This window comes from Patiriisocius sp. Uisw_017, assembly GCF_047731265.1.
GTDB lineage: Bacteria > Bacteroidota > Bacteroidia > Flavobacteriales > Flavobacteriaceae > Patiriisocius.
In genome coordinates this window covers 2,997,057-3,015,964 of the sequence record NZ_CP159835.1, presented here as the reverse complement: position 1 = coordinate 3,015,964, position 18,908 = coordinate 2,997,057, and the positions used below count along the sequence as shown (strand labels likewise).

Genomic DNA, 18,908 nt, shown 5'->3' with positions numbered 1-18,908 from the left:
TAATAGAATCATTGGAGTTTAATGTCAATAGGTATAAATACCTGATTTTGGTTCGCTTTTATTTAAATTTTACAGCAGTTGGTTTGTAGGGCATAGCACCCATTGCACTTTGGATCTACTCGTTTTGATAATTAAAATGCTAAATGTTTACTTATAATTTGAAATGGAGGTGGTTTTTCTTGAATGCACTGCGGTTGTGTATAAGAACAGTAGGGCTGATTTGCACGCTAACCATTCGGTTGAGCACAAGACGAATTTTTAAATTTTTCTTATTATTTTTTCTTTTATCAATAAGCCAAATTTAAAAATTTGGCGACCTCGAAAAAGTGCCTGAAACATTGGGTTAAGCGCCAATTGCCCTATTGTTTTTATACGTTGTTGCCATTAGTTTTTACCCGTACATTTTCTGCTCGTAACTTTGTAAATCAGTTCCTATTTTTATAACCATATTTTCTTCGGAAGTTCCTTTTGGGAATTTCCAATTCTGTTTATGATTTCCCATTGCTCCGAGTTGTGCGTTCCACTCAATATCTACTCCATCAAAATTTTCCGTTATAAAAAAAGTGGTCGTAGTTGTAGGCATTTTGTTAGTTACCTCTACGTGGTCTCTTGTAACTTTTGTGACTTTTGCATTTGGGTCATCAGTCAGCCAACCTATTAAATCTCTATACTTTTGGCGCATACCACCTTCGTTATCAACTGTAGTTTCTAACATTTTATTTCTGTCTTTTAGAAAGTAGAAAATTACCACACCTACTATTCCTATTAAAAAAACCCATCCCATAATTAAATTGATTTTGAAGTTAGTTAATTGATTTTTATACTGTTAATTATTTTTTTGATAATAGGCAAAAATTCACTTTCGTATTCACTTGTGTAAATTCCATCTATTTTAATAAACGAGCCATCATAAAACACATAATAAGTATTTGCTGTTAGTTTTAAGCCTTGCGAGGTAGTTGCTTTGGCTTTCACGTATTTTACATTAATTTCAGATATTTTTTGATTTTCAACAGTTATAAATGTGCTTGAAGGACTAAAGAAATTTAAAGTAAGATTTTTTGCATCTTCATTTGTAAGTTCTTCCGCATTTGGAATTCCTGTGTCATTTGGCATTTCTAAAACAGAAAAGACAGAAGTTTTACCAACATCAAAAAATGTCGCACCGTATATTTTGTTGTTATTGACTTTTTTAAATTCCGATACATTCCAATTGTCGGGTATTGAATAATCAAGTTTTCCATTTTCTTGAGAAATCCAATTTTCTTGTGATTTGCCGGTTGTAAATATTCCTAAAAATAAAATAAATAGAATTTTGTTCATTGGGTAAATTATATTGAGGGTTACAATTGTTGTGTTTAATTTGGTATGCTAACAACCATACGGCACGGTATATAATAATTGCTTAAAACCATTTTCTGTTATTTCATAAATTTCAAAACCTATAGATTCGTAACCTACACCTTGAAAAATCAACTCTAATTTACCATTTTCATTTAAATCGGTAACACCAATTAAATTATATCCATATTCCCAAGCATCTATTTTTCCTACATCTTTTATATAATCTTTAGTTACGTTAAAAATTAAAATGACTGACTTTTTTGAATAAGCACTATTGATTGTGCCTTTTATTATATATTCCTTAATTCCATCAGCATTTAAATCAATTGATTGAAGCACTTCGATGTTAATATTACTCTTGTTTTTACTATAATTATTGTTAACACCTGATGCGACATTTACGTCATTATCTTCAATTGCTTTTCTTAATTTATTTTCAATTACGCTATATGATGATTTTTCAAGGTCTAAAACTTGTTCTTCGAAAAAGTTTTTAGAACCTTTAAAATTAGCACAGACAGTAAATTCATTTTCAATTCTTAAATTATATTTATCACTATGGCCAACGGTTAATTCACTACATAAAAATTCTTTTTTTCTTATAGTGTCAAAACTGAACACTTCGGTAATTTGGTTATTATCGCTATAAAAGTTTCTATACTTTTTAAGATAGGGCAACCTATTTTGAACATAATCTTTATTTTCTTCATCCCAATCTGTTATTTTCTTAATTGTATCCGCTTGAATTTTACCAATCAAAATAACATCTTGATAATCATTTTCTTGGTCTTGAACATAAATCCCTAAAATTAGCTCTTCAGGTTTTTTTTCAGACTTTTTTGAACAACTAAAGACAAATGATGATAAGAATAATAATAAAAAGAATTTAGACATAAATGTAAAATTAATTTGAAGTAAAACATTTTAGCTGCGCAGAAATAACGGTCTTATTCTTTTCTATTTGAAAAGTCCTATTAATTTCTTCATTCGCAAATTTAAATCTGAATGTTTTAAGTTGTTGGTTCTTGATGTGTTGAAATTGATTTTCTTTGATTTTAAACTTATTCAAAGAAATTTCACTGCCTGCCATATAATCTTTTTGACTGTCGATATATTCCAAATTTACCGCCTCTTTACCATCTGTAAAAACCAATAAATCTGAACCAATTTCTTTAGCATTTCCATTAAATCGTATAAGTATTGTTAAAATGATGTCTTTCTTAACTTTTCCTAAAGCTGCACCAATTTGGTAATTTTCATCGTAAGCCACTAAAGAAGGCTCAAATTGTTTAACCGTTACATCGTAAACTCTGTTTGTATTATAATTACATTGTCCGAATATTAAAATTGGAAACAACAAGAACACGAATGCAAAAATATGTTTGTTAATCATAGACGAATGTTTTTTTTAAATTAATGGCAACATGTATATAAACACCATATGACGTTTATTTCTATTATATCATCACAAATCCAAAAGGTTTATGATGTTTTTATTAAAATTATTTCGTGCCACGTGTGTGTCGGCAGCTTTGTAATGTTTAAAAATACTCTTTATGCTATTTGTTTTATTACGGTTTCCCGTATTCACGCTAATTATTTTTTACAGGCGATGGTAAAAAAACCAATTGATGCACTAAGTACTCCCCCAGCCTGCCTAAAATACTCTTTAGTTTACCGCTTAGGGTATTGGTAATGTTCCAGCTTTTGGTTTGTGGTTCTTGTATGCTGGATCATAAAAGGGGTTCTGTATTCGTAAAGATAGAAGTATTGGAGTTTAATGTCAATAGGTGTAAGTACCTGATTTTAGTTTGCTTTTATTTAAATTTTACAGCAGTTGGTTTGTAGGGCATAGCACCCATTGCACTTTGGATCTACTCGTTTTGATAATTAAAATGCTAAATGTTTACTTATAATTTGAAATGGAGGTGGTTTTTCTTGAATGCATTACGGATTTGTATAAGAACGGTAGGGCGGAAAATACGCACGAACTATTCGGTTGAACACAAGCCGAATTTTTAAATTTTTTTATTACTTTTTCTTTTCTCAATAAGCCAAATTTAAAAATTTAGTGACCTCGAAAAGAGGGTGAACATTGGGTTAAGCACCAATTGCCCTATTTTTTTATACGTTGTTGGCAACTGGCTTTTCTCCATTTTCATTCCGTTCATTATATACTCTAAAACTTTCGTTTACTATATTTACGTGATTTAAAAAGGTTTTTACTAATTCAGATTTATTTTGCTTGTAATTCAGTACGATGTTATTAGTAAAGTTCAATTCTGTAAGAATTTCTTTGAAAATTGTGTCTGTTCCATCTTGCAGGTAATAATTTAAATATAAATGGATTTCTTTCTTGACAAGTTGTATCCAAATTTTATTTCCGTTTCGAGAAAGAGAATATTTGTAAATTCTAAAACCATTGTAATTAAATAATTCGTTTCTGCTTTTTTCTATTCCTATATCTAAAACAGGTTGTGTTTTATCTATTTCTTTAGCAACTGTATTTAATTTAATTAAAATTTCGTTTTCTATTCCTTTATATTCATTCACTAACATCTGAACTTCTCTTTCGTTTTCGTGAATTATAGTTCTTAATTCTTTTGACATATTTAGTGTGTTTTTACCGAGAAACTTAATCTCAAGATATTTCTTAAATTCTTTTAGAAAGTGTGTAACATTATCAGCTTCACAAATCACTAACCAATTGTTTATTAAATTGATTATATCGTCTTTGTAGCTTATGATTTTCAGTTTGTTTTCTTTTACAAGTTTTAGCTTGAGTTTTTCTTTTATGCTCTTTAGTTTTGGTTCTAAACCATAAGGACTCAAATAAAGCAGCAAATAGTTACCTTTTGATTTATGTTCTAAAAATGTAGAATAATCTCTTAATTGATTCGGCTGGTCGTCTGCCCAAATCTTGTTTTCGATTCCAATAGTTAGACCTTTTAGTTTAATATAAATATCTAACCTTCTGTTTTCCGTAATTCTTTTTTCACAAACATTTTCTAACTGACGGATTTCAATTTCGTTGTCATAAAAAGTTTTTACGAATTCATTAAGAAAAATATCTCCTTGTCCGTGATTTTGATTTACATCTAAAAAATAGGCTAAAACTTGGCTAATCTTATTTTCTCCGATTGTAAAGAACTGAAAAATGCTAAAATCAAATGCTAATTGTTTGTCATATTCCTTTTTGAATTTTAGGTGAGCGTCAATTCTTGACTTAACAATATACAGTAGATTTTCAATGTCATTAAATTCATTCATTGTTTTTACGGATGTTTCTAGCTTGTTGCCAACGTTGTTGTGTATGGTTAGTTGCGTGGTTAAGCACCTAATTTAGCAAATAAATCACAGATAGAATATTCCGCAGGAATGTTCGTAAGTCGGCAGTGACCTAGCAATTAATTATACACGGTGTTGGGCACTGTTATTTATATTTTATTTCTCGGATTATTATTCTTTTCAGAATTCCGTTTTCAATTACCTTTTTTTCAGTCCAATTGTCAAATTCGTCCATTTTATGCTCGAATTTCTTATTTGACAGCAAAGAATCTTTTTCGTTATATTCCTTAAGTCCAATAAAATTCTTTCCGTCAAATTCGTATACTGCTTTTCGGTTCTGTCCTTCTCTGCGAAGATTGATTGATAAAATACTATCAACTTTTTCGTCAGTATTGAAGTATGTGCTTACCGTTGAATTTCTAATAGTATCATTAGTTTCTTTGTCAAGAAATATTTGTCTCATTATTGACTTCTTTTCGGTGTCGTCATTTCTGTAATAATGAGTTTGTATTTGCTCAAACCTTTCGGTTTCATTGTCCAAAATTCCGCTTGATTGAAAAAGCAAAGAGTTTTTGTATGAATAGTTTACTTTAAACGGCAGACTGTCCGTTGACATTTTCACAATCTCTTGCTTTAATCTGTCGGAATAGTCATAGACATACTCAATTTCCATCTGTTCATTATCAAACAAAGTTCTTCGAGTTTGAAGAGTTAATTGGTCGTCATCTCTATATTTTTTTATTGCAATTAAAAGTGTGTCGCGAATTTCGTTTTTTAAAGAATCTTCTTGAATGCGAATCGTATATTCAGTTATTTCTTCCGCACTTTTAGTCAATCCGTTGTCCCAAATCTTCTTTTGTTTACTGCAACCAATTATGGATAAAGAAAAAAATAATATCAGTAGTCTGTTCATTTGGTTTTAATTGTGCCCAACATGTATATAAACACCATAGGATGTTTATTTCTATTATATCATCACAAATCTAAAAGGTTTATGATGTTTTTATTAAAATTATTTCGTGCCACGTGTGTGCCGGCAGCTTTGTAATGTTTAAATATACTCTTTATGCTATTTGTTTTATTACGGTTTCCCGTATTCACGCTAATTATTTTTTACAGGCGATGGTAAAAAAACCAATTTATGCACTAAGTACTCCCCCAGCCTGTCTAAAACGCTCTTTAGTTTACCGCTTAGGGTATTGGTAGTGTTCCAGCCTTTGGTTTGTGTTTCTTGTATGCTGGATCATAAAAGGAGTTCTATATTTGTAAATATAGAAGCATGGGAGTTTAATGTCAATAGGTATAAATACCTGATTTTGGTTTGCTTTTATTTAAATTTTACAGCAGTTGGTTTGTAGGGCATAGCACCCATTGCACTTTGGATTTACTCGTTTTGATAATTAAAATGCTAAATGTTTACTTATAATTTGAAATGGAGGTGGTTTTTCTTGAATGCATTACGTTGTTGTGTATCGTTAGTTGCGTGGTTAAGCAACTAATTTAGTAAACAAAAACGAACCAGAAAAAATTCCGAAGGAATTTTCCAAATAAGTACTTGCCAAAGCAATTAATTATACTCGGTGTTGTGCTTTCGTTATTTTGCTAATTCCTTATTGATAGATTCAATAATATTATCTGATTTTTTAATTAAACTATTAAACGAGCTAATAGTATAATTTTCTGTTAATTTTTTCCAATTAAGAAAAGCTTCTAATTCAAGAACTAACTTAGGAAAGTTCTTTTCAATATTTAAATATTCACTAAAATTTGGTTGATTCTGAAGTCGTAGAAGTAAATCTGAATTGGCGCCATTCATCATCGCATTTTTTAAAATATCTTGAGAGGAATTGGCATTACGATTACTTACTGTCATTATATGTTTTTGTTTCCCATTATATGTTGTCAATTTATTACGTAAAGTCGATTCAAACAGCTTTATATCGCCAGTGCTAATTAGTGTTTTTATAGTACTTGTTTTAAATTCTATTTCAAAATGAAGAAAGTTGATTTTTTGTATTTCCAATATAAATTTTGACGCGTTCAAACCAGGTTCCCCATAAATTTTATAAAAGTCATTATATCCTTCTGCAAATAATTCTAAAGTAGAAATCATATTGTTATAGTAGATTTTGTCTGTTTCTAAATCTACTAGAAGTTGTTTAAGGTAATTCTCTCTTATATCGTCTGTCTTTCTGTTTTCATTCCAATTATTAATCTGTAATGCAATTAGAATTCCGATGACTACAAGGATAATTTCTCCAATAGCATATTTAAAATACTTTCCAGTTTTATTTTCCATAAGTACGTTTTGGCGAATTTTTCTAAAGAATTTTATCATTGTTTAGCGGTTTCTGATAATGAAGCACAACGGTTTGGCTATGGTTAGTTGTGTGGGTTAGCACTTAACTTTGCAAGTACACCAAGTTTGAAATTCTGCAAGAATTTTCCAAAGTGAGCGAGAACAAGCAATTACTTATAGCCATTGTTGTGCTTTCGTTATTTTATTTCTTTCACTATTAAATTCTGTATTTCTTGAATTGTCGCTAATCCACGTTTAATTCGATTAATTCCAGAAGCAAGATTGTCACGATTTAGTTTCAAAATATTCTGTGCTTTTGACGGTTTTAGTAGGATACTATAATCTTCTAGCACTACAGATTTCTTAAATTCAAATTCAACCATTTCTTCAAATAAAATAGGTATCCAATGGTCATTAAAAGCTATTTCAATATCGTTAGTCGACTTTATCATATGTGAAGCTTCGTCATCATAATATCTTCCAAGTAAAAATCGTAGTTTTTTGTTTGAAATTTTATCTAATCCATTTGATTTTAATACTTCGTAAGCATTAGTCAGAGGTTGAAATCTATCAAATTGTATTATTGCCCCAAGCCAAATATTTATACTATCCTCTGTTTTTTGAGATACTTCTGAATTTAATATCTTTTCCGAGGATTTAACAGCTTTACTAAAGTTCGTTACGATTTCTTCTAAAGCTAATTTATCATTTTTTAGATTTTCTTGAATTTGAGTAAGTATTTCCTTTTCAAATACATTATTTTTTCTATTCTCGTTCAGATTGTTCAATTGCAATGCAATCAATATTCCAATTACAACAAGAATAATTTCGCCAACTGCGTATTTCAGATATTTTCCAGTTTTACCCTCCGAAAGTAAATTTTGTCTAATTTTTCTAAAGAATTTTATCATTGGTTAGTGGTTATTCATAATGACGCACAACGGGAGTCTGCGCAAGAACTCTGTTATTTACTCAAATGTAGGATTTTCTGTCTAAATGGTATCTATTATAGGTTGTTTTAAAAGGGGTATCTTGAATAGCATAATCATCTAACGATAATTTTAAAGGTCTTAAAAGGCATTTAATGAGGCGGTATATTCTCAAAACAATACAGCCAAGACCTTTTAGCCTTGCCTTTAACCCTTCTACTCCCAGAATGGATATAAGTCTCCTGAGATTGTAACACATCATCATAAGATTGACCTCTGAGAGAACGTTCTGTTTGCCTTTCATAAGCGTAAAGGTAAATCCCCATTGTCGTTTTAGCGTGCCAAATTGATGTTCAGTTACTTGTTGGCGTAGTCTATAATAAGCTGGATTTTCTTCCACACGTTTTTTGTTGGCTTCTATGGCTTCTTGATAGATGCTTCGTTCTACGAGTCTTCCCACTTTGGACTTGGTACACTTAGAACGCATCGAACAGTCATTACAGGCCTTGAAGTTCTTATAATGCTTTACTCTCACATTTCCTTTATGATAGATGTTTCCAGTAGTTGTGAGTACCTGATTGTTGGGGCAGGTGTAACTGTCACTATCTTGATCGTATTGAAAAGTGCCTAGGCCATACAAGCCGTTTTTCTGGCTAGAGTGTTCTTTGGGCGAAGAGTAGGTGGTGATGTTGTTCTTATTACAGATGTCTATGTGTTTGCCAGTGGTGTACCCTTTGTCTGTAAGGCAATCCATTTGATCTACTTCGAGCAGTGCTTTCGCATCTAGGGCCATAGGGGAAAGTGAGTGAGTGTCGTTTACTGTTCCAGTATCGTTATTGACGAAGAGCTTATGCTCCGCATCACAGCCAGCTTGTATGTTGTAGCCCACGTTAATGATATTGCGGTGCAGCACAACGCTTTTGGCATCAGGGTCTGTGAGGCTTATTTGGCTTTCGCCAGTATTTTCTAACTGATTTTCTATGTTCTGGTAGTGCTGCTTTTTGGTATTTTGGTATCCTATTTTACCAGCTATTTCCTGGCGCTCCTATTTACTGTCGGCGAGTTGCAGGGCTAGTTCGTATTCGGCAATTTTAGTGTCGATATAGTCTTTATGCCGGTCGATCTTTTTCATGATTAATATTATTTAAGTGTGATATTGATGGTGTTGGCTTTTAAGAAATATTTACTCAAACCAGTACCTTCATATTCGAAAGAGTTTCCTTTTTTTAAACCATTAACCACAAGCTTGTTCTTGCTGTCACATTGCAAGACTTTAACTGATGCCTTGTTTATATTTAGTCCCTGAATAATATTAGCTTCTTGAATGGATAAATTTGTAAAACCAGCTTCAAATTTAATCTCATTGGCTTTTCGAACAATTATTTTCGTTGAACTTGAGACTTGAATTTCCGTTTCAATTTGTTCTGAATAAGTGTTAATGCCTAATGATGAATAGTTGAAATTTTTAGGGGTGGTTACGTGTAAGGTATCGTTTGACACTAGATAGGTTGTCTTGAATTCCGGTCTATTTTTTGGTATTTTTAAGCCCCAAACGTCGCCTTTGCTATTCAAAACTGTTATAACTCGAATCTGTTTTTCTAACGATGGGTGAATGGTAACATTTCCTTCTAGATTAAGCACAATCACATTTATCGCTTTAAGTTCTTTATTGAATATATGGGTAAAACCTTGCGCATGAATCCCAATGCTTATTGAGATAAATAAGACGAATAAAAATGTATTTTTTGATTTCATAATAAGTAATTTAAATAGTTAAACATTATACATAGTAATACTATGTTATTGGATAAAAAAAAGCACTACTTCGACTTCAACAGGCCTAAAAGTAGTGTTATTAAAACATAAATTATGACAGCTGAAACTATGGTTATTGGAAAAAACCAAAAACCAAGGACTTCATTCATTTCATCAGCATTGCTTATAAAACCAAATGCTTTGAATTCATTATTCATATAAAAAAGGCCTGTTTTTGATGGAAAAAAAATTTTTGTAAAAATTAAAAAACCAAATACTGATAAACCCAGATATAATATTGACACGATACTATAACCAAGACCATTAGAAATGTTCATTTTTAAGGCTTGCCATACGTGTTTCGGATTGAAAGTGTGAACAGCTTGAATCAGTTTTTTCTCAGCAACAACTGGGATTAAAAACTCTTCAGGCAAACCTAGATTTTCAGTTGTGATAAGTAGTTTGTCTATTTCGTTTTCTTTACTATCTTGCTGCATTGCCTCATAAATATGGCTATTAATCTCCATTAGCATATCGAGCTTATCCTTTTCTGATAATATGGAAATCGTTCTCTCAACTCTTTTCAAATAGTCGTTATAAATTCTTTGAGCCGAAATTGATTTAAATTCTATATTTTTCACCTTAAAATAATTTTTGTATTGTCGTACTCATAGATATCCAATAATCCTTCATCTTAACAAGGATCACTTCTCCTTGTTTAGTTAGTTTGTAATATTTACGTGGTATTCCTGATTTTTGTTCCACCCAATTAGATTCAACAAACCCATCTTTTTTTAACCTGTTCATTAATGGATAAAAAGTACCTTCTGCAATTTCAATTTTTGTATCGTGTTTTACTTTTTCGATGAGTTCATAGCCATAATACTCACTGTCTTTTAGTACATTTAAAACGATAAAGGATAAAGTGCCCTTCTTTAGTTGCGATGACCATTTGTTTACAAAAACATTATCCATGCAGCAAATGTATAACAATATACATAGTAATACAATGTGTATTGGGGTTTTTTTTTCAGACTAAGTTGATAATACCCAAACATTGTAATAAAACAGAACCCTCTTGATACTTTCATATTCGGAGTAACGTTTTTTTTAAGTTCAGTAAACATTGGGATTTTTACGCTTTGTTCACGGTAACCAATTTATTCAATTTTCTCCGAAAAACGTTTTCAAGAAGTAATTAATTTTTTTGGAAGTAGGAGGAATTGTTGCCAACGGTTAGTATAAGAAACGTAGGGCAGTAAATAAGCACTTTCGTTTCGGTTTATTACTTAGCTAAATATAAATATTTTGCTTTTATCTTTTCTACTATAAACGCCAAATTTTATATTTAGCGGACTTTATAAATAAGCACAGACTTTCGGTTAAGCCACAATTGCCCTATGTTTTTTATACATTGTTATGCATAGACTTTTCTATTCTCAAAGTAAAAATATTCCAAGATAAATCAATGTTTACATCATTAGAAACTTTTTTTGTTTCGAAGCTTATTTTACCGTGAAAATGTTTCGAAATTTGCATTGCATTGTACAATCCCATTCCTGTGCCTTCTTTTGAGTCCTTATTAACACTAGATCTGAAACCCCTTGAGAATAAGTAGGGTTCTTCTGTTTTAGGTATTGATTTACCATATGAGTGTACACTAATATTCAATCTTTTTTTTGTTTCTTCAAACTCTACTTTTGGGCCAATTCGTTTTGGAAATTGAGAGTACTTCAAAGCATTTTCTACTAGAATTTTAATTAATATTTCAAAGTATTCTTTATCTCCTGAAATTTTAATTCCTGAACTTCCTGTAAAATCAATATCAGCTCTTCCTTTCTTAAAATCATTCCTATAGATTTTAACAATCTTGCTTACTGACCGATGTGCCACAAAGAATTTTGAGTAATCTAATTTTAAGTTTTCGAAAAAATTTGGTTGAAAGAATTTAATGTTATCTAAAATGAACTTAATCAGTCTACTTCCAACATATATTTTTTTAACGCTTTCTGTTTGTTCGTCAAATTTTGATTCCCATTCTTCTTCTTTTTCAATTTTCATAATCCGGTCAATATTTCCCGAAATTTTAGAGTTTAAGCCTCTTAACTCGTGTAAGTTTTGAGTTACAATATCGATAGGGATAAATTCTTTAAAATTGACTAAGTCATATTCGAATTTTATTTGCTTTTTTAAATACTCAATATCAAATTTATTCAAAGGATATTTTTTACTTAAATTATTATACTTACCTCTATCAGCTTTATTGGTAACTAAGCCTATATAGCATATGAAATCTAAGTTTAAAAAACTAAAGCCTAATGGGTCAATACCTATAATTATATCTTGAGAAGTACTTTCAGATAATATTTTGGTAAAAAAAGATTTTAAGACTACTTGATTAGTTTGCTTTAAATATTCTTTTGGTAAACAACAAAGTCTTCCATTATTGAAGGAGATTTGATTGTCGTGGTTCTTTGCAAAAGGATAACTAAATTCTATCATACTAACAAAGAGGTTATATTACCAACAATAGACAGAAAGTTATCTGCTATTTCCAAGACTTCTTTATTGTTTGTTATTTTTAATAGTTCTTTTTTAGCTGATTCTTTATTTCCGCCATAAGTATCAATTACACTTTTTATTTGTTCAATAGTACTCGTATTTGAGATTTCTTTAAGCATTTTTTTTCGTTCAATCTCAAAATGATAAGAAGGAGAAAAAGCTTTTTTAATTCCATCATCTAACTTTGATTTGAAGTCCAAAAATTCTAAATCTTTACCAATAAAGTCATCTGCTTTTTCAGCTTCCTGTTTATATTTAGTTATAGACCATTCTGCACCAGTAAACATTATAACAACAAGATTTGGATTTGCATTTTTTAAATATTTTAGTATTCCCCAACCTCCTGATTTTGGGGATATCTTTTGCCCAACACCTTGAATATCTAATACAACTACATTATATTTTTTTCTTAAAAAATCATCAATATTATCTATATCATCAAATTGAGTAATATTATATCCATCATCTTGTAATCTTTCAACGTGAGAAATCTCTTCATCGTCAATGAATGCAATCCGAGCTTTAAATTTAGCTTCTTCAAGTTCTTCCGATGTAAGTTCCTTTATTGGTGATTTCGGAGTAGGTTTATCTTTTTTTGAAAATAGTGATGCGAACATTTTGGTTAGTTTTATTATCAATTTATATTTTTTTCAGCTTGCACCTAACGTTAAGTATAAGAAACGTAGGGCAGGTGATAAGCACTTTCGTTTCGGTTTATTACTTAGCTAAATATAAATATTTTGCTTTTAACTTTTCTTCTATAAATGCCAAATTTTATATTTAGCGGACTTTGTAAATATGCACAGAACTTTCGATTTAGCACAAACGCCCTATGTTTTTTATACATTGTTAGGTGTCTGGCTTTTCTTTCCGCAAACTTGCTAGCGTTGGCGAGAAAGCTCTTTTAAATTTGTGAGATACGAGCAAACTTTAAATGTGCTTGAACTTGCGTTGGCTTTATTCAATTTCAAGTTTGTCTATTTCTTTCATTATTCTGTCCGTTTCACAAAGTGCGACTATTATTTTTTGATAATGTAAAATATCATCAAATTCTAAGGTTCTTTCTTTTCTATCTTTTAACCATTTTTGTGCTGGTTGATAACCTCCGATTTTGAATTCCCAAGCAGTTATTGGGACATTGTCAAAGTATTGTTCATCATTTATCCAAACTTTCCCTTTTGTTTTATTAATTGGTTCGTAACCAATATCCGTTTTGGTAATTTTTCTCCTTATTACGTTGTCTCCATTTTGTGGATAATTTGTAATGTAATTTTCTGTTTTTGAAGATTCCAATAAGTGAATTTTTCTTATTTCTCCGCCCAATTTTACTAACTCCAAAAAGGTTTTCTTGTCTTTTGGATATGGTACTCTAGGAAAATCTATTTTTAAATACTCATTGTAATTTTCTCTGTAAGTTGTTGAATGTAAAACAGCATAGATGTAATCTAAAATATCAATAGGAGCAAAGGTGTTTTCTGCTCTCTCTTTTTCATTAGTAAACTCTAGGTTTATTTTATCTTTAATTTCGTTGATTATGTCTTCATTTAGGTTTGGTAACCTATGTGGATTTTTTTCTATACTGCCTTGTTGTTCATTAGTTTCAGAATATAAATAAAGAGGGAATATATAATTAGCATCTAATGATGTTATTGAAGTTGGCTTTGTACAGATGTGCTTACTAATAAATATTAAGTTCCATAAATCACTACTACGAGAATTTTTTATTGATATAAGACTAATGTTATCTTTTTTATCAATATGTTTAATTAAATCAGCTCTAGGTCTTCCCATAAAACCATTACTATTTCCTGTATTATAAGTATATCTAGTATCGAAAGGTCTATAAGAAACTTTGCTAGTATCCGATTTTATAGGTTTGTTTTTAGAAATATCATCTATTGCTTTTTTTAAATTCCAACTTGATGAATCCTTACCTAGTGTATACTTTTCTCTAATTTCATCATCTAATAATGAATTTATATCAGAATGAATACTCTCAATTTCTTTTTTATCAATTTGAATACAAAATTTATCTTTATCAGTTTGCATTCCTGTTGATGAAAATTTAAACAAATCTTTTAAAGAAATATGCTTTTCATATTTAGAAATTTCTTCTAAATTTCTAGGAACAAAGACATAATCATTCTTTTTAAGTGCTATTTCTTCAAAGTTTATTGATTTTAAAGTTTCTGTTTCTAAAAAATTATATTTATCATTTCTTTTTCCTATAACACTCTTGTAAAAAACCTTAGCTAGTTTTTCGCTTTTTGAAGTTTTTATAAAGAAATTTACAGAAACACCTTGAGTTATATCAAAAACATTTTCATCTGGTTTATTATCTTTTCCAACTAACTTTTTTTTGATATTACCGTGTAAATCAATTGAGTATATTTTATCAAAAGTTTTTAATAAATGCCATCTCATACCTCTAAAAGTGTCGCTATCTAAAAAACCGTGTGGATTAATAAACGCTATTACACCTTCACCTTGTTTTTCAATAAAATGTTGTGATTGTCTTATGAATTTAACGTAATCATCATTAATCATTTTGGGATTACGTTCTTTTAATTTTTCTTTACCACCAGGTTCCATTTTATAATCCTTCATTAATTTCATAATCCAAGAGCCTTGATTTTTACTCATTGCATTATACGGAGGATTTCCAATAACACACATTACAGGTGTGTCTCGTTTAATATGATTTGCTTCATTAGATTCGCTACTAAGCCAATTGGCAAAAAGCGTTCCTGTGTCTGGATGAGCTTCTTCCAAACTATTGGTCAGATAGATTTTTGTACGTTGATTTTTGGTCGCTTTAAAACCAGTTTCTTTTAGTAATAAATCTAGTTGTAAATGTGCCATTGCATAACTTGCCATCAGAAGCTCAAAACCATTTAATCGCGGTAATAAGTGATTTTCAACATAACCACTCCAAATACCTTCTTGTCCTTTAAATTTTTGGTTAATGTGTTTTATTACTTCTGCTAGAAAAGTTCCTGTTCCTGTTGCTGGGTCAAGAACTTGCACTTTATGTACTTCTTGGTCAACTTCTTTATAACCACTTTTGAAGCTTTTATTAGGAATATCTGTTTTTACTTTGATTGTTGTTTTACTGGTATCAGCTAAACCTTGTTTTAAATTGAATTCGGTTTTTAATATATCATCAACAGCTCGAACTATAAAATTTACAACAGGAGCTGGAGTGTACCAAACACCTTTTGTCTTTCTTTGTGTTGGGTCGTATTCACTTAAAAACGTTTCGTAAAAATGGATGATTGGGTCTTCCATTTTTGTTGACTTTCCATAATTTTTTAGAATTTCTTCAACGTTACAAGCTAGAAATATCTCTGTTAGATTATCTACAATCCATTTAATCCTGTCGTCAATATCGGGACCAGCTATGTAGCCAAATAGTTTTCGTAAAAATGGATTTGATTTAGGAATTAATTCAGCTGCTTCTTGTCTACTAAACGTATCTAAAGTTGGGTCGTGCAAACGAGCTGCAAACATTCCATAAGCAATTGTTTGCGCATAAACATCAGCAAAGCCCTTTGGCGTTATATCGTGAATCAAGATGTTTTTAAAAGCATTCATTTGCTCTTTTAAAGTACTATCCTCGTAATTGTCTTCATCACTTGTTAAAGATTTCTCAATAACATCAGAAAGAAGGCGGGCTTTGCCCGCCATCATTTCTGCCAATTTTTTTGAATTCTTTATTGTTTGTCCTATGTGAGTAGTAAAATCTTTAATTAGATTTTCAAAAGTTCCGAAGTTTTCGGGTTTTGAAATAATTCCGTTTTCAGTTATCTCAGCGATAGCAATTTTGGTCACAAATTCTCCATCATTGTATAAATGAAAATCTATGTAATCTGTAAAAATCAGATTATTTAAGGAAGCTTTATAACGGTCAAATTGTTCTTTGTTTACCGATTTCTTTTTTCCTTCTAAGTCTTTGTCACCAATATCTTTTGCCTCAATAAATCCAACAGGAATATCTTTTTTAGTCAAGATGTAATCGGGTGCTCCGCAAGATTGTCTTTTCGGTTCGTTTGTCGCTCTGATTTCAGGTACTAAACTTTCAATAAGTTGCTGTAAATCACCTCTAAAAGTATGCTCAGTTGCATTTCCGAGTTTGTATCTCTGATTTATGTTGTCAATGTATTGTTCTAATGTCATATTTAATTTCTCATTATTCTCGGTAAGCGTTGGCTAAAAATAGCTCTTTTGTTTTTTAGCGTTGGCTTTTGTGTTGGCAAAAAACAAATGTGCTATTTGTGCGGCTGGCTTTTTTTTAGCTTGCACCTAACACGTATATAAACACCATATGACGTTTATTTCTATTATATCATCACAAATCCAAAAGGTTTATGATGTTTTTATTAAAATTATTTCGTGCCACGTGTGTGCCTGCAGCTTTGTAATGTTTAAAAATACTCTTTATGCTATTTGTTTTATTACGGTTTCCCGTATTCACGCTAATTATTTTTTACAGGCGATGGTAAAGAACTAATTTATTTACTAAGCACTCCCCCAGCCTTTCTAAAACACTCTTTAGTTTACCGCTTGAGGTAATGGTAGTGTTCCAGCTTTTGGTTCGTGTTTCTTGTATGCTGGATCATAAAAGAGGTTGTGTATTCGTAAATATAGAAGCATCGGAGTTTAATGTCAATAGGTATAAATACCTGATTTTGGCTTGCTTTTATTTAAATTTTACAGCAGTTGGTTTGTAGGGGTCAAAACATACAAAAAAAAGGTGCAGAGCGCTTTATGAGCCTATTGTCGCCAAAGGAAAAAGTAAAAAACCAGCATTAATTACGGTTTATAATAAGCTATTAAAACAAGCTTTTGCAATTGCAAAAGCAGGATTAGTAGATGAGGATACTTACAGAAGTACTTTAGTGAAAAATTAAGGCATTTTTACTTGTTTTTTACCACAGTACTTTGTTGTACACTGGTTATTTTTTTTGCCTTATTTTTCTGCAATTATTTTATCAATTTCGGTTGTGGCTAACTTTAACTGGTTTAGATACCATTCTATTTGCACATAATGAAAATATAAGTTATCAAGAAATTCAGTCAATTGTTCAGGTTTCATTTCTCGAAAGTGTCCAGTTCTTCTCTCGTAGCTTTATTTTTTACTTAAGAAAGCCCATCTTTCGTCCAAAATTTGACCGTTATCAATTAGTCTATCATAAGTTGAATTATATAATTTAATAATCTTTTGAATTAATTCTTTATTTCTAAAGACAGTAATTTGATTTCCTGAAGCGGTTGATTTATAAGAGCCCGATATTGGATAAAATGTGCGTTGACTTTTAAAGTAATTATGAAATATGGAATCTAATAAATTTCTGTCATTATCATATAAATTCGGCAAGTCACTATTTAGGACTTTATAAGCTTCAATTCTTGATTCTATAAGTTCTACTATCAATTGAATAAAAACTTTATCTTGTTTTAGGTCATTTTTTACACTCGATATAAATTCCTTTTCTGATGTGGATTGCTTTCTGGATTCGTTCCAATTATTAATCTGTAACGCCATTAAAATTCCTATAACCACAAGTATAATTTCACCCATAGCGTATTTTAGGTATTTTCCTGTTTGTTACCATAAGATGAAAACTTACGTAGGCTTAGCTTTGAAGAGTAAAGCGTTTTATCTTTATTATGTTCAAAACTCCTAGTTACATATATCAAAGTGTGCAAAAAAGGAAAAGCTGTCAAGGGCATAATAGTATCTCATTCCTTCATACTTAGCCATCAATTGATCATTTTAATAACTGATCATTTTAATAACAGCACTCATGTACAAAGTGTTTTGTATTTTAACAGGGTTTAAGCCCTTACAATTTCCGAAGTTATATAGGGTCCAAACTGTATTGTAGCCTTCTGTCTAGGGCGCGGAGAAACGGTTTAGTAGGTTAGGTGGTGTGCTTTAGATTTTGTTGGTAGCAATTTTATTTTACCTTTGCTTTTTTATTTTCTTCTTCCAGCATATCCATATAAATATCCTCAACATGCTCTCGAGCCCAAGTCATTTTTCTTAAAAACCCGAGGCTTGATTTCATTGTAGGATTGTTCATAAAACAGCGTATGTTGACACGGTCTGCTAGGTACGGCCAACCATAATGGTCCACTAGACTTTCTAAAATTTCGGCCAGTTTCACTCCATGCAAGGGATGATTTAGTTGTTCTTCAGTAGCTTTCCTTTTGACTTTTTTAGCAGATTTTTCTTCAATCTGCTCTTCGTTCGCCTTGGGCTTGAGCGTAGCATCCGAGAATTCATCGGCGAGCTTAAGTTTATCAGTAGACTTGTTTTCGTAATCGTTTTCTGTGTCCATTGTTGGCAAACGTTTATTTAATTTCCTGTTTTAGCATTGTTTGCTAACGGTCTTGCAAAAGTACTTGAAACATTGAGTTAAGTTACAATTGCCCTATTGTTTTATACATCTTAAGTATGATTCCTATTAAAACAGTTCGTTTTAGTACATAATCGGAAAAAGCAAAAGAGAGTGTAGGGGCAATCAGCCGGACTTAAATAAGTCAAAGTATTAAATAGCCCGTTCAAATTTATCAATTCCAATCATCCATTATTACCGCTAGGGACATTAAACTGACATCTTCTTGGATTCAGGCAAAGTTCACCCACTCAACATTTTTAGGTGTCTTAATTACATCTCTATCTACCCACATTTCGTTTTGCCATTCCCCATTGATCGCTTATTTCA

General features: G+C 30.9%; 17 protein-coding genes and 1 pseudogene. 1 reads left to right on the top strand and 17 read right to left on the bottom strand.

The window, feature by feature from the left end:
* Window positions 1-391: 391 nt before the first annotated feature.
* The 15 genes from ABXT67_RS13620 to ABXT67_RS13550 form a co-directional block, all read right to left on the bottom strand.
* Window positions 392-784 carry a hypothetical protein gene (locus tag ABXT67_RS13620; RefSeq protein WP_415374591.1) on the bottom strand — a complete coding sequence of 131 codons (393 nt, stop codon included), beginning with the start codon at window positions 782-784 and terminating at the stop codon, window positions 392-394.
* Between the two features lie 23 nt (window positions 785-807).
* The gene (locus tag ABXT67_RS13615) at window positions 808-1,323 is read right to left on the bottom strand and encodes a hypothetical protein (RefSeq protein ID WP_415374590.1); all 516 of its coding nucleotides are present in this window, start codon (window positions 1,321-1,323) and stop codon (window positions 808-810) included.
* Between the two features lie 48 nt (window positions 1,324-1,371).
* Window positions 1,372-2,238 carry a hypothetical protein gene (locus ABXT67_RS13610; protein ID WP_415374589.1) on the bottom strand — a complete coding sequence of 289 codons (867 nt, stop codon included), beginning with the start codon at window positions 2,236-2,238 and terminating at the stop codon, window positions 1,372-1,374.
* A gap of 10 nt (window positions 2,239-2,248) precedes the next feature.
* Entirely contained in the window at window positions 2,249-2,737 is a 489-nt protein-coding gene (locus ABXT67_RS13605) for a hypothetical protein (protein WP_415374588.1), read from the bottom strand.
* Window positions 2,738-3,468: 731 nt separating this feature from the next.
* Window positions 3,469-4,614: a PD-(D/E)XK nuclease family protein gene (locus ABXT67_RS13600; protein ID WP_415374587.1), complete on the bottom strand. Its 1,146-nt coding sequence runs from the start codon at window positions 4,612-4,614 to the stop codon at window positions 3,469-3,471.
* A 163-nt stretch (window positions 4,615-4,777) separates the two neighbouring features.
* Window positions 4,778-5,545, bottom strand: a complete 768-nt coding sequence (locus ABXT67_RS13595) for a hypothetical protein (RefSeq protein WP_415374586.1) — start codon at window positions 5,543-5,545, stop codon at window positions 4,778-4,780.
* A 681-nt stretch (window positions 5,546-6,226) separates the two neighbouring features.
* A complete protein-coding gene (locus ABXT67_RS13590) occupies window positions 6,227-6,931 on the bottom strand; it encodes a DUF6090 family protein (protein WP_415374585.1) in 705 nt (234 codons plus the stop codon).
* A 197-nt stretch (window positions 6,932-7,128) separates the two neighbouring features.
* On the bottom strand, window positions 7,129-7,842 hold the full coding sequence (locus ABXT67_RS13585; RefSeq protein ID WP_415374584.1) for a DUF6090 family protein: 714 nt from the start codon (window positions 7,840-7,842) through the stop codon (window positions 7,129-7,131).
* 61 nt (window positions 7,843-7,903) lie between these two features.
* Window positions 7,904-8,773, bottom strand: a complete 870-nt coding sequence (locus tag ABXT67_RS13580; protein ID WP_415374583.1) for a transposase — start codon at window positions 8,771-8,773, stop codon at window positions 7,904-7,906.
* A gap of 227 nt (window positions 8,774-9,000) precedes the next feature.
* Entirely contained in the window at window positions 9,001-9,615 is a 615-nt protein-coding gene (locus tag ABXT67_RS13575; protein ID WP_415374582.1) for a hypothetical protein, read from the bottom strand.
* A gap of 65 nt (window positions 9,616-9,680) precedes the next feature.
* Entirely contained in the window at window positions 9,681-10,256 is a 576-nt protein-coding gene (locus tag ABXT67_RS13570) for a hypothetical protein (protein ID WP_415374581.1), read from the bottom strand.
* A 1-nt stretch (window position 10,257) separates the two neighbouring features.
* Complete coding sequence (locus tag ABXT67_RS13565; protein WP_415374580.1) at window positions 10,258-10,590, bottom strand: PadR family transcriptional regulator; 333 nt, start codon at window positions 10,588-10,590, stop codon at window positions 10,258-10,260.
* 432 nt (window positions 10,591-11,022) lie between these two features.
* Entirely contained in the window at window positions 11,023-12,117 is a 1,095-nt protein-coding gene (locus ABXT67_RS13560) for a sensor histidine kinase (protein ID WP_415374579.1), read from the bottom strand.
* Window positions 12,114-12,794, bottom strand: a complete 681-nt coding sequence (locus ABXT67_RS13555; RefSeq protein WP_415374578.1) for a hypothetical protein — start codon at window positions 12,792-12,794, stop codon at window positions 12,114-12,116. The genes ABXT67_RS13560 and ABXT67_RS13555 overlap by 4 nt, the downstream gene beginning before the upstream one ends.
* A 340-nt stretch (window positions 12,795-13,134) precedes the next feature.
* On the bottom strand, window positions 13,135-16,353 hold the full coding sequence (locus tag ABXT67_RS13550; RefSeq protein WP_415374577.1) for a type ISP restriction/modification enzyme: 3,219 nt from the start codon (window positions 16,351-16,353) through the stop codon (window positions 13,135-13,137).
* 572 nt (window positions 16,354-16,925) lie between these two features.
* Between ABXT67_RS13550 and ABXT67_RS13545 the strand changes: the two are divergent.
* Window positions 16,926-17,087: pseudogene (locus ABXT67_RS13545) on the top strand (IS110 family transposase); the annotation flags it as partial.
* Window positions 17,088-17,305: 218 nt separating this feature from the next.
* Here ABXT67_RS13545 and ABXT67_RS13540 read toward each other — a convergent pair.
* Together ABXT67_RS13540 and ABXT67_RS13535 are read right to left on the bottom strand one after the other, a co-directional pair.
* On the bottom strand, window positions 17,306-17,758 hold the full coding sequence (locus ABXT67_RS13540) for a DUF6090 family protein (protein ID WP_415374576.1): 453 nt from the start codon (window positions 17,756-17,758) through the stop codon (window positions 17,306-17,308).
* 379 nt (window positions 17,759-18,137) lie between these two features.
* Entirely contained in the window at window positions 18,138-18,521 is a 384-nt protein-coding gene (locus tag ABXT67_RS13535) for a VF530 family DNA-binding protein (protein ID WP_415374575.1), read from the bottom strand.
* Window positions 18,522-18,908: the final 387 nt, after the last annotated feature.

Coding starts and splice junctions, on each gene's coding strand:
- ABXT67_RS13540 (WP_415374576.1), bottom strand. CDS start 17,758: ATGGGTGAAATTATACTTGTGGTTATAGGAATTTTAATGGCGTTACAG.
- ABXT67_RS13550 (WP_415374577.1), bottom strand. CDS start 16,353: ATGACATTAGAACAATACATTGACAACATAAATCAGAGATACAAACTC.
- ABXT67_RS13555 (WP_415374578.1), bottom strand. CDS start 12,794: ATGTTCGCATCACTATTTTCAAAAAAAGATAAACCTACTCCGAAATCA.
- ABXT67_RS13565 (WP_415374580.1), bottom strand. CDS start 10,590: ATGGATAATGTTTTTGTAAACAAATGGTCATCGCAACTAAAGAAGGGC.
- ABXT67_RS13605 (WP_415374588.1), bottom strand. CDS start 2,737: ATGATTAACAAACATATTTTTGCATTCGTGTTCTTGTTGTTTCCAATT.
- ABXT67_RS13620 (WP_415374591.1), bottom strand. CDS start 784: ATGGGATGGGTTTTTTTAATAGGAATAGTAGGTGTGGTAATTTTCTAC.
- ABXT67_RS13610 (WP_415374589.1), bottom strand. CDS start 2,238: ATGTCTAAATTCTTTTTATTATTATTCTTATCATCATTTGTCTTTAGT.
- ABXT67_RS13615 (WP_415374590.1), bottom strand. CDS start 1,323: ATGAACAAAATTCTATTTATTTTATTTTTAGGAATATTTACAACCGGC.
- ABXT67_RS13560 (WP_415374579.1), bottom strand. CDS start 12,117: ATGATAGAATTTAGTTATCCTTTTGCAAAGAACCACGACAATCAAATC.
- ABXT67_RS13575 (WP_415374582.1), bottom strand. CDS start 9,615: ATGAAATCAAAAAATACATTTTTATTCGTCTTATTTATCTCAATAAGC.
- ABXT67_RS13600 (WP_415374587.1), bottom strand. CDS start 4,614: ATGAATGAATTTAATGACATTGAAAATCTACTGTATATTGTTAAGTCA.
- ABXT67_RS13595 (WP_415374586.1), bottom strand. CDS start 5,545: ATGAACAGACTACTGATATTATTTTTTTCTTTATCCATAATTGGTTGC.
- ABXT67_RS13535 (WP_415374575.1), bottom strand. CDS start 18,521: ATGGACACAGAAAACGATTACGAAAACAAGTCTACTGATAAACTTAAG.
- ABXT67_RS13585 (WP_415374584.1), bottom strand. CDS start 7,842: ATGATAAAATTCTTTAGAAAAATTAGACAAAATTTACTTTCGGAGGGT.
- ABXT67_RS13590 (WP_415374585.1), bottom strand. CDS start 6,931: ATGGAAAATAAAACTGGAAAGTATTTTAAATATGCTATTGGAGAAATT.